Here is a 12,163-nt window from a genome sequence, read left to right as displayed (position 1 = left end):
CGGGGGGAAACAGGCCGGAACTGCTTAAGCGCGGTGCCGCAAGCTCGTTCTTCCACTTTTGCGGTCTTGACTGTACGGTGCTGGTCATCGGTCCGGCACGACAGAAACGACACCTGCCGAAGTGGCGGAGCCAGCCGAAGAGGGGAAGTACTGGCGGCTGAACTGGTCCAGCAAGGGATCATTTTGGAGCTTCCGGTCGATTGTGCGGTCGGTGCCTGCCTGGAGTCGCGAGGCATTGCTTGGGCGTGACAGGTGCTTAGGTACTCTGGCTCAGCGTACCCGCCAGCCGACTAATGACCCCGTAGCCGGCGCGAGGGGCCCGGGCCAGTTATCGCGAGGCAGAGAGATCAGGCAAAAGCCAGGTGCGCTCAAGGCATTGTTGATGATGCATTCGATTGTGCAGAGCGAACCATGATGGCGCGCGCCGAGACTATCTTTGGTGTAATCGCGCGCCTGTGTTCCACGTTATGTGAAGACGTGGGTGGGGTATCTGGGATGGAGAATTCGTCTTGCGTCAGTTCCGGTGAGGCTACGGTGGTGGGAGCGCCTGCCGTGCAGATCTCGAAACGCGCGATTCGTCCAGCTGCGACAGGAACACCTCCGATGAAGCGCGGACAAGCGGGCATCTGGAGGATCTTGTGGTCTTATGCGGTCGTGGCAGGTGAGTTTAGATGTTTGAGACATTTGCAATTCTCATGACCTGTCAGGAAGCGTCTGGATTGTCAGAGGTCGTTCCCACGTGTCCAGGATCGTACAATCTAACGCTAAGTGCGATTCAAGCCCCTTCGTGCGTCCGATCGTCTGAAGATGTTGGAGCTGTGCAATCTTCGTACGAGCTTCGGCTGCAATGCGCACTTTGGCGTTTCTGAATAGCGGCTGTGCAGGGCGACTGTCCGCCTCGGCAGCCGGGCAACGAGCGTCGCTGTTACGTTATTATACGGAGGGCCCGTGTCGCATTTCTTTGATCTACGAATTGCATGCTCTCGGCATGAATCCGAAAAGTAAACTCTACCAGCCCGACCACTGGCGAGGCCGTGCGGAAGCAACGCGAAAGAAGGCGGAAGCGCTCGCCGACGGCAAACCGAGAGACAGGCTGCTTAAGATTGCCATGGAATATGACAAGCTGGCTCTCCGTGCCCAGGTGTGGCAGACGCGCAGCGGCGAGGATGATGTGGCCTGAGCAAGATCTGTAAAGCGTCGCTGCGGTTCCATAAAAACGCCCCGGCCTGTTGATCGCTACCCGATCCAATAAAATGTCGCTCAGCAGGCGAGTCAGTGCGCTTGCACGGGACGTTGAGGCGGCACCGTAGGGCGAGGCATCCCGACGGTCCTTTGCCGCAATACGTAAGTGAGAAGGCGGAGCAGGCAGCCTGCCTAACGGTCACTTCAGTCTACTCGTTTAGTCAGCTCCTCGAAAGCTAATCCTCTTATCATGAAGATGCCGAACCTAGACCTCCGCCTGCAGTCAATGCGTCGCGCTGAACGTAGAAGGCCGGATGCCATCCTCGCGTGGCCGTGTTGAGCTGTTACAGGTCAGTGTTTGGCACTTCATCGCCGCTGCGATCCACGCGGGCAAGCTGGCCGCATATCAGTTTCGCCAATTCGAGACATCTGCGTCATGCCTCAATATTTCGTTTGCGTTGGTCGGAGGTGCGGATTTTATATCCAGGTAGCCGCGCCAAGTCTGGGCTTGACCAAGTCTGTGAAGAGGTCTCCACGTCCGATTGATGGTGTGCATACGTTGCGGCCGCGGCATGTGAGGGGCGTCGGAAAGCCCCTCTCGCCTTTGCCAGCCGCGAGATTATTTCAGAAGAACGCTGCGATGATCCAGTAGATACCAGCCCAAAGCAGCGCAGTTATGAGGAGTGCGGCCAGAGGCCACAGGTTCCACCTCCTCTGCGCCTGCCAGGAGCGACAATCGGCGCCATAATGGCTGATCGTTGAGTGCTTTGGTGCGCGCCAATGTGTCATTTCATCACCTGCCGCGCTGGTCCGTGGAAAAAGTCCAGGCCTTACATGCCTCGTATCACTCATAAGTTCGCAGTCCTCTTTCAAAGCGCGAGTATCAGAATCCCTGTTTGTTGCGCGGCTAGCTTCCGGCCGATGACATGCTCGCGCATCGTCGGTACAGGGAGGTCGCGTTCCGTCACCACAGCAACCTACATGCCACGACGGAGGAGTGTCTGCACGGCTTTGATGCAAAAAAAACAAGCGCGCTATCGGCGTTGGCGACACGGAGTCGCCGCCCGTTGTCGGATTCGCGACGTCGACGTCTGAAAGACAACGCCCGTATTAGCGGCAAAAAGGTGAGCGCTTCGCGTGCGCGATACCGGAAACAATGCGTTAGGAGTTGCATCGTAGTGACGCGGGAAGATCGGCCGCCGGTCGCATTTGCAGTCAATGAGATCGATTAATCATTGTTCCTGATCGCCGACTTACAAGGAGCACCGAGATGGTAGGCGATCCGCTGGCTGTTATCGGCTCGAAGACAGTTCATGCCAGGCGTCCGCGGCTCTGGTGTGAGCCCGTTCGATTTGACCCCCATACAACTCAATCGTGGTCACATAGATGGCTCAATGGCACTGTTTCAGACTCGGCGAGAAAGCAGCGAATGATCAAGTACGACCTCACGAAGCAGCAACATCGCCGCGAAGCGTCACCTGGTGCCGCACTGGTTTGAGAGCCATCATGGAATGTAGATGCAAAAGGCCATTATTGAGAGCATTGCCATGATGACGAGCGATTCCTTGAGGGCGAGGCGATGAGCCAAGAGCCGCCGATTTCATGGACTTAAGCAAGTCGCCATGAGACATGAATTAGCAGGGGCACGAACGCTTGCTGGACGCACGAAAGCTCGATGGCGGATATTACAATTGCTGGTGCGGGCGCTCTGTTCGGCGATGTGCGGCCAGCACCGGCGGGCATGGATGACAAGATGCTTCGCATGAGAGGGCTTGATGACGGAGTTGTCCCGTGAGCGAACCCCGTCGGGCCACCATGAGCGGGAATGTGCGATCTGCGGGCTTATTCGCCATCGCGCAGAAGCTGCGCGGCTCGTAGTCAGGCAATCAGCGAGCTTCGAGAGCGTTCGTCAGCCACGATGCCAGCGTTAGAAAACTAATAACAGGAGAAGAGTGACGATGGACATCTGCAGCTTTATCGGCAGATGGTTCGCTGAAGAGCGATGTAGCAACGCCGCGCAGAGGACCCAGCCGGTTAATGAGTTGCGAGACAACGTCATCTACGTCGAGTTCAAGGCCATCCGAGAGGCAAAGGAGGGGGCGTGCGAGCGCAGATCATAGAGAAGTTGGAGGCCGGCCGCGTGCAAAACGGCCAGTTCGCTACCGTTCCGGGATCAGGCCCTTGCGGTCTGTTCTTTGTGCAGGGGCCTTGCGGGTGTGAACTCAAGATAAGTGGATTTGTCCGTCCTGGCTGGGAACATGTCGCTGTCTCGACGCCGCGGCGTTGTCCGAATTGGGAGGAGATGTGCTTTGTCAAAGACCTGTTCTGGGATGAAGAGGAGTGCGTCATGCAGCTGCATCCGCCACATTCGCAGTATGTGAATAACAGCCGATACTGCCTGCACCTGTGGAGACCCACTCATCGGGGCATCCCAATGCCGCCGCCGAGCTTTGTAGGCATCGTTGGGCTAGGGCCATCGGAAGCGGCAATGTTGTTCGCGCGGATGAGCGCGACAGCATGATGAGCTGAGTAAACGATATCGGAGCGAAAGATGAGGCCAGTGGATGCAGAAGAACTGGTTCGGCGCCACCGGAATGAGGCGTCACAAGCGGATATATGTCAAGACCGATCGCCTGAAGGAGCCCGCTGACAGTGCACTAATCCGGTTCAAGAGATGTCTCGTACGCGCTTGGACCAGTTATTGTCGGGAGAACGATAGATTGGAGTTAGGATCTTGGCGGCATTGAAACCAGTGTTTGCGGAATCGTGATGAACGCCGGCTCGGCAGCAACAACAAAGTCTCACCTGGCCGACGACGGGTCACAAGGCAATCACTGGACGATCCGACGACGCGAATTGCGCACTCTTTGGAGCGAAAAGCATGTTCCTACCAAACGGCATAACGCGAAATTGTAGAACTGATGGCAAGGTTTGAACTGGCAGGGAATTGAAGTGGACCCTTTGCTGAGGACCACCGGGTCCGGTTCTTAAGTGGAGCTGCTGCCGTTCGTTCTTCCCATACGCTACTCTTGCGTGCCGCTGTTGTGGCTGCGGGATGTGGGCAACGCGCAGCGCTGTCCAAGCTTCTCGCTTGCGGGAAGCGACATATCCACAGCCTCTTCGCCGAATGCGCCGGTTACAGCGGTCCGCCAGACCGCCATCGGCGCGCAGTTTTCCAGGCGCCTGATGCCTCCTCGATGTCTTGGTTCGTGCATGCAGGATTGTCGTATGCCGTTACGGAGCTGTTGGATATAAGTTGATGCGCCGAACGCACGCGCGCACGAGAGATCATCGAACCCGGCAATCCGATCGAACCGAGACACGACGCCGTCGGGCTCCGCTAGGTGCGGAGCGCCGCCGCCGCTCAATCCGAAGCCCGCCAATGCACAAAATCGATTCCCACAGGGGAAGCAAAATGACCTGATGATGTCTCTTGACGTGAGATTGCTCATACAAATCGCGCTCGACTGTCATTGTCCGATCTTGGCTTGCAGCTACTCGCGTTCGCGCGCTTCCTCGCTCTCGCGCCCGACACCCGCGTCAAACGCTCCGGCCGCCTAGTCCAGCAGGTGCTTCTTCCATGCGTAGATCTGGTTCGGGTGAACCTCATAGCGCTGGGCCAGAACGGCCGCCGTCGCCTGCTGCAGCACCGCTTCCAATGCGCGGCCCTTAACTTCGCCCCTGGTCCCAAAACCGGGATCCATTTCAGTCTCAGCGGTCCCTCGGATAAGCGACATGGATGAAGTGGACCAGTTCTGCGCGTTCGTTGAACTCGAGCTTTCCCAGCACAGCCGTGACCGCTGCCCGCCATCGCGCGCCTCGGTCGTGGTGGTGACGTCGCCCGACGTGACCCGCATGCCGCGCTATCCGTGCCTCAGAAGCCGATTGCGATCGTCCCGAATGTTCGTAGACCTATACTTAGCATGTAGGTTTCATTCAAGACGGGGGGCACGCCACCTACTGTAAAATTGTAGGATTTCAGATAGTTCAATCCCAGCACCAAGCAATCGTCGACATAGCCGGCGCCGACCACGTATTGGTTGATCTTGTTGGCTTCGAGGTCCCAGCGGGCGGAGCCCTGCATGAGCCAGTTGGAGGCGACTTTCACCGATGCGGAGGTGAGAATGCCTTCGCGTCGCGTCAGGTAGCCGAGCTCCGGCTGCGGCGCGTAATTGCCGTACATCATGCTGAGCGACCAGCGGTCGAAATTGGCGCGGCCTTCAGCCTCGAAGCGCTGGACGTTCCAGGTTTGCTCGTCGAACCGGCCGCGGACACTGAAGGTGTAGGTTCGGTTCGGGGAGTAGTCGACGCTCGCGACATAGTCGGATCGCGGCTTGTCGAGACCTGAATCGAGGCCAGTATTGGTGGAATCCCGGACGGCAAACAGCTGGTAGGACTGCCCGAACAGCACCTTGACGGCGCCGCCCCTGTCGAACTGGGTGGTGGCCTGCACGGCGACATTGGCCCGGCCGCCGCCTTCGACGCGATCGTAGCCGGAGAACTTGTCGACGCTGAACAGTTTCGACGTTTCGAATACAAAGCTTTGCGCGTCCTCGTTCGGAAGCTTGCCGGCATAGGTCTCGTTCGGACGGATGATGACCTGCGCGATCGGCTCGATGGTGGTCGAGCCCCAGGGCTGAACGTTGATGAAGGGATAGCGGTATTCGAGGCCGACGGTCGGCATCAGGCGGAACGCCTGGGTGTCGCCGACGGGCAGGAAGTTCGACACGCCCGGCTGGTTCGAGACGTCGGCGTTGATCGCGTCAGCGCGCAGGATCGCGAAGGGCGTCCAGATCTCGCCGAACGGATCGGTGTAGGACTTGCGCCATTGCGCCTCCGCCGACAAGCGGGTGTAGGTGCCGGGGAAGCCGCGCAACAGGCACTGCGAAGGCGTGCGCGCGAGCGGATCGGCCGACGCCGTCGTGCACAGGCTGTTGGTGTTGGCGAGCGTCGTGATCGGATCGAACACGGCGGTATCACGCGACAGGTTCACGAAATTGGTCTTGTAGCTGAACTCGCCGCCGAAGATCGGATAGTTGAGCACGTTCGAGTAGTCGATCACGGGATAGATGACCGGAACCTGCTGCTGGTTACCCGAGAAGCTCAGGAAGTACATCGTGCGGGCATCGAAGAAGCTGCGATTGCCGACGCCGGTCAGATAGAGCTGCGAGATGGCTTCCGTCGGCAGATTCAGGAACGATCCAAGCGGATCGCGATACGCTGCCAGGCGATAGTCCGACATGAAATAGTAATCGGACAGCAGAACGCCGTCCCAGCCCCACACCCATTTGTCATTCAGTGCGAACTGGCCCTTGGTCTCGACGCCGCCACGGATCTGGCGGTCGCCGGGCTGGCCGGGGAAATTGCCGCGATTAAGCTGATGGATCCCGTAGGCGCGGATCTGGTAGGCGCCGTCCAGCAGGCGCTGGCGGAATTCGGTCTGCAATAGCACGCCCTGCTTGGAGGTGATGCGCGGGTTGAAGGTCGCGTCCATATCGGGCGCGATCGCCCAGTAGAACGGGACTTCGATGCCGTAGCCGAACGCCGTATAGGAGGTGAAGCCCGGCATCAGGAAGCCGGTCTTGCGCTTCACGGTCGGGTCGGGCGTCGAGAAATAGGGCATGTAGGCGAGCGGAACGCCGATGAATTCGAGCTGCGCCGTCTCGAAATACAGCATCTTCTCCTGCTGGTCGTGGATGATGCGGGCACCCTTGACCTGCCAGAGCGGCGGCTTCTTCGGATCGTCCCTGCAGGGTGCGCAGGCCGTGTAGACGCCGTTCTCGAACACGGTGTAGTTGCCGCTGGAGCGGTCGGCGCGGGTCGCAGCCATCCGCGTCTGGTCGGCGGTGTCGACCCGGAGCGAATCAACGAAGCCATCGCGATAGTCGTCGGACAGATCCAGAATCTCGGCATAGGTGATCTTACCCTCCGTATCCGTCATGCGGGTGTTGCCCTCGGCATGCAGCCGCTTGGTCTTCTGGTCGTAGATGACCTTGTCGGCCTCGAAGCTGGTGCCGTTGTAGAACAGCTGCACGTTGCCGACCGCCGAGATCCGCGAATTGTTGTAATCGTAGACGACCTCGGTCGCCTGAACCAGCATCTGGTTGTCGTTGGCGACCTTCGGCGGCTTCGGACGCGGCGGCAGCGGATTGTAGGTGAAGCTCTGGGCGGATGCCTTAACGACGGGGCCGAAACCAGTCGCGATGACAAGGGCTATGGCAAGCAAGCAGTGGCAGACTAGCGACGTGAAGAGCCACGGATCGCGCCCCGGCGCGACCGCAATCAGTTTGTGACGATGCGCAGCCACAGCCACTAACCTTTCCGTCGGGTCAGCAAGGCCAACAATCTGATAAAGCGGCCAACCAGTACTGGCGGCCAGACGGAAGTCACCAGATGCATGAACGCACATTTTCTTGACGTCCAGATGCAACTAGCCACAACCAGTGAACACAAAGATGGTGAACACGGTACCTCAACTGCATGGGAAGGCTCAGACCGAAGCCGCAAATAACGCAACCGCGCCGGGGCCAGAGCCCAATGCTGTGTTCTGCTCCCCCGTTTGCGGATTGGCACCAGGGCTTCACTGCTGGCCCAAAGTCGGCCCAGCCGGCCTGCCGCCGGCTAGAAGCGCAATGGTGGTGGCTACTCAAAGAAGAACTCCAAATCGCATCATGCACTCTGTCCAATACCGAGCGCCTGCGCAAACGAAGCAAGCTGCATGCCGCTCGAAGATAGAGCCTCAAGCGGGTTCGTTCATGGGACGTGCGTCCGGTTGTCGACATTGGTCCGAACCAGACAATCGAGCCCTTGGCAGGGTATCGGTAGTTGGTGAAACGCACGATTTCATTAGTGCGTGTAAGCGGTCGTCAGCCCAGATGGCGATTGATGAGGGCGCGCCGCCTGTGTTCGATGAGGGACCAGATCGTCGATCGTCGACGCCCAAGTTATGAAGACTGCCTGCCAGTTGTCCGCTAACTCGCACCCCGACGCGCCCACACGATTATCAAGCGACGGCATGCACCGCACTTTTCAATTCGGCACGCTTCACGGCCAGAGGGCGGGTGCTCGACGACATGGAATGGCTGGGCGACGAGCATATCGGGCGGATTACGCTCAATCCGGATCTGGCGACCCGGACTCGTTCGTGGAGTTCGCGAAGCCCACGTGCTGCGCTACACTATCGCTCCCCTTCCATTATTATTTCCGAGCAGGCAACCGCCCATAATGCCATTTGTTGCATTAGCAGCCCAGTTGTTCGCGAACAAATCATCGACATCCTTGCTCGGGAGTCCCCCGCCGGGATTCGCCGCTTGTTGAACAAAGGCTTTGCGCCAGCGAGTGCCGAAACGCAGAGATGCTTTCCGCATCCGTGGGCGAGATCGCGCAGACCAAAGCTTTACTGTCGGCATCCATAAAGACCTTTGGACCAAAAGCAGTACCGCTCGGGTTTAACGCCATGATCAACGTGAAGCTAATTGTGACCCCGGCTGAGGTCGTAAAACTATGAGGTGCCAAAGAGACTGGCCTCTGCATCAGCATCGGACCGGCAGGCGCCTCCGCACGGAGAGCCGGACTATTCTGCCGGAACGATCCTGCAAGCGCGAACGACGCCACTCGGCACCCTTTGTCTGCTCTCCTCTTTAGAACGTCTTCGTCGGGACAATATGACGGCTCGTCACTGCTCAGCGTCATCGATCGACAGCGCAGACGGGAGGGCGCTGGAAGAATCACAGGAGCCGATACAGCGTTGCACGGTGCCTTCGCATTTGCCCCATTGACGCTGAACAGATCCGCACCCCCCTCAAAGATCTTTCTTCGTGCGGGCTGGTTGTCACCGAAAAGAAGGAGAGCGCGGCATTCCGACTGAAAATTATCAACAAGTAGCATAGAAGAAACAATCAGCATCCCGGCGCAATCACTCCGATAGCCGGGGTGTTTTTCGATGGCTCCGCGAATGCTCGCCACCAGCAAAAGCAAGGCCGCGAGCACGCTCACGAAGTACAAAAACACCAACCTGGTGAACTCAATCGATACGGTCCTCATCAAAGAGGTTCCTTCACCCCAATGTTATGGGCCATCACGTGCGAACCGATGTCCGCGTTGGCACTGAGTTCTGATGCCACATTCGTGCCAAAGGCCACTGTTGTTCGCGGAAGCTTGTCACTTGCGTTCGCCGACCGACGCCTGGGTATAAACCCCTTGCTGAGCAGAGCGACAATCTCGATGTCCATAAGACAAATGGCCGTCGGCATCACGTCTGATACGTCCGACGCGATATGAGGGCGGAGGCGCCAAGCCAACGCGACCTTATCGCTTGAGCCTAGTGTTTTGTTGCCTCAGAGCAAGCTGACGACCACGGCGCTCGTGGCGACACGCAAGAAGGCAACCTTCAGCTTCACCCACTCTGTGACAGCGATCCGAGATCTTCGTAGATGAACCAAGCATGGACGTGCCGATGAAAATCGCAGCTTGCTCTGCGTCTTCTACGAATGTTTGTAGCGTCGACAATCAGACATTGTTTCAGAGCTGACAATCGACGCTGTTAGAGTCTGACAGCACGCTGCGCAAGAAGGGGTGGCATCCCGGTCCATAGTCTATATCTCGTCATCAGGACTTTAGAGATGATCAGAGTTACGGCTGTGACGCTATGTAACCGTCCACGCAGCCTCACTGATCGTCAGACCTGCCTGCGGTCGTAATCATGTCCCCCCATACTCACAGGCAGTGGCGGGCTCGCCGCCCGCTCGGTTGGGTGTCGCCGGGCGTTGAATACCCTCAATTGTGGGCTTCGAAATTCCCTAGCTGGCATCCCAGCATCAAGGGGCCGCGGCGCGTTGGCCTCACTTTCAATCCGCCCTTTAATTGCGGGTAGGTACGCATACGACGAAGACGACGAAGACCGCCTGATTGACGCATGCGCGCGGGCGTGGCGAGCTCTATGATGGGCTGCGCGAAGGTTAGGCGACCTGCTGATCGGTGGCCTTGTCGGCTTGGCGCAGGAACTTCCATTCCCAGGGCAGCAGCACGCGCAGACGCGATGGGGGAAGATCGGCGATACGGGCCAGGACGTCGGCGAGCCAGCCCTTGGGATCGACGTCGTTGAGACGAGCAGATCCTGCCATCGTCGAGGAAGCGAGCGAAGTCGCAACCGTCACGACATTGAAGGGACGCCTGCCGAGCAGCTCTGCTATCCAGGTATTGGTGACTTGTGGAGACCGCGGCCCGTACAGTTCGCGTTTGTGTTTCTCGATCCGCAGCTCGAGATGCGCCGTATTGGGATCATCGACGCATCAGAGCATCGAGAACTCGACGCAGCGCTTCGTCATCAACGGCGCTTCGGCCACATCCCGCGGCGGCACAGACGGGCTAATCTCGACCGGCATCAACGGCGCTACACTCGTTTCACCGTGCTTGCAAAGCTCTTTGCGCACCCTGAACAGCTGGCTCACATGAAGGCTGGCCATGCGAGGCGCCTCGGGAACTGTAGCCCCGAGCCCGAGCGATGCTGCAACGAGCCGTTCCTTTTCATCTTGCGACCACCGCCGCCGCCGCTCGACCGATGTGATCACCTCCGCCCGCGAAATCGTCATAGCGCTTCTCCTGGGATTACCCCTAGGACCTGCAGCACTCGCGTCCATCAAACAAGGCGGTCCTCAACGGAGGAATACGCGGGTTGTTGTCGAGCTATTATTCTTTCTCTCTAGTGACATGCCGGCAGCGATTGCTCCGTCGGAGCTGTCGGGGTTGCGGAGACGGAGCGATCGCGGAGACGATCGCCGATGGGATTGGATAATCGATGTCGTTGGCGGCTTCAGCGTGATTGGGTTTGATGTCGCAGCTGGGGTCATGGTCATTCCCGAGTCGCAAGGCCTCATGATGACGTCCGGATCGCGCGCCTCAACATTTGCGGCGGAGTGCGGACGAACCGTCACCAGCCGATTGACCGAGGTCGCCACGACCACCGTCCCCGCGGGACATCGCCAGTCCGGCGGACCGGACTATGAACTTGCAAAATAGGATTGGGCCTCTTTCGCCTGCCCCCAGTCGAACGATGCGCCGTCGACCCAGATGAAGTGCAGGTTACGGCGATCCTCCGGGCAATGGCTACCTTTGCCTTCCTCATGCCAATCCGCTTGCGAGGTTCATCCCCCCGGCCTTGAGGCAAGTCCATTTCTTTGTTCGGTATAGCAGAACGGTCGCGGCCTCGAGCTGTAAGTTCGGAGAAGTCGGTCGCCCCATCGGGATATCTTGCTGTTGGTGTCAGTATCGCCAGATTGGTTACGTACGCGGCGTAAGGCCCAGGTGGGCGCCGATCGTCGAGGCCGATCGGAAGCGCGGAGGGTCATCGATCGTGTGGCGGAACGTTAGGGCAGTCACGACGCTGACACCCGGGACCGTCATCTGAGGCGCGTCGTCTCGTGCTGTTTTGCCAAACGACGGACTTCGTCATCAAATTTGCACCGTTGTTTACTGACGTTCTCGCGGATCGACAAGAGCGGCGCTATCACGCTCAGAAGCTGATGATCATCGCCCAAGAGCTCATGGACCTAGTGGCGGAACTGCAGGCCGATTGCGCGAGGGAACAATAATCCATACTCCTTGATCAGGCTGCGAGCCCTTACTCCATGCCGAAACACACTCCCGTACTCCTCAAGGTCGGGGACTAGAGCGCTTGCGGCCGCTGAGCAGCAGGCTAGGCCGTAGCGATCCGAATATAGACAAAACCACGACAGTCGGTCGTCGGTACTTTGACAGTCACGATTTTTCGTTTGGCACGATTCGCGATTGAGCGTCTTGGAAGAAGACCCTTGCCGTCCAATTCATTATCAACGTCAGCTTTTGGAAAGCTAACGCTCGTAGCTAGGGAACCAGATCAGCGAGGCCAGCGGACGAACATGGAGCGATTCAACAATATCAACCGAGCCGGCCTGATTCCGCTGTGTCTGATACTCCCGCGGAGCAATCGCAGCAGCAGCGAGCG

General features: G+C 58.5%; 6 protein-coding genes and 2 pseudogenes. 2 read left to right on the top strand and 6 right to left on the bottom strand.

Translation table 11 applies throughout. The features are described from left to right. The first annotated feature begins 988 nt into the window (after window positions 1-988). Both ACVWW6_RS43495 and ACVWW6_RS43490 read left to right on the top strand, forming a co-directional pair. Complete coding sequence (locus ACVWW6_RS43495; RefSeq protein WP_097668606.1) at window positions 989-1,180, top strand: hypothetical protein; 192 nt, start codon at window positions 989-991, stop codon at window positions 1,178-1,180. A gap of 2,103 nt (window positions 1,181-3,283) precedes the next feature. Beyond that, entirely contained in the window at window positions 3,284-3,703 is a 420-nt protein-coding gene (locus tag ACVWW6_RS43490) for a DUF7694 domain-containing protein (protein WP_097668532.1), read from the top strand. A 1,036-nt stretch (window positions 3,704-4,739) separates the two neighbouring features. Here the strand turns inward: ACVWW6_RS43490 and ACVWW6_RS43485 are convergent. From ACVWW6_RS43485 to ACVWW6_RS43460, 6 genes and pseudogenes are all read right to left on the bottom strand, one after another. Next, on the bottom strand, window positions 4,740-5,039 hold the full coding sequence (locus ACVWW6_RS43485; RefSeq protein ID WP_456682954.1) for a hypothetical protein: 300 nt from the start codon (window positions 5,037-5,039) through the stop codon (window positions 4,740-4,742). Window positions 5,040-5,056: 17 nt separating this feature from the next. Then, window positions 5,057-7,408, bottom strand: a complete 2,352-nt coding sequence (locus ACVWW6_RS43480) for an LPS-assembly protein LptD (RefSeq protein WP_456683241.1) — start codon at window positions 7,406-7,408, stop codon at window positions 5,057-5,059. 1,040 nt (window positions 7,409-8,448) lie between these two features. Further along, a complete protein-coding gene (locus ACVWW6_RS43475) occupies window positions 8,449-9,225 on the bottom strand; it encodes a hypothetical protein (RefSeq protein WP_456682953.1) in 777 nt (258 codons plus the stop codon). 914 nt (window positions 9,226-10,139) lie between these two features. Then, a pseudogene (locus ACVWW6_RS43470) lies at window positions 10,140-10,295 on the bottom strand (transposase domain-containing protein); the annotation flags it as partial. 177 nt (window positions 10,296-10,472) lie between these two features. Continuing rightward, complete coding sequence (locus tag ACVWW6_RS43465) at window positions 10,473-10,772, bottom strand: transposase (protein WP_271553078.1); 300 nt, start codon at window positions 10,770-10,772, stop codon at window positions 10,473-10,475. 408 nt (window positions 10,773-11,180) lie between these two features. Continuing rightward, a pseudogene (locus ACVWW6_RS43460) lies at window positions 11,181-11,801 on the bottom strand (transposase); the annotation flags it as partial. Window positions 11,802-12,163: the final 362 nt, after the last annotated feature.

Source organism: Bradyrhizobium sp. USDA 3311, from assembly GCF_054062495.1.
This window is presented reverse-complemented; position numbering and strand designations above follow the sequence as displayed.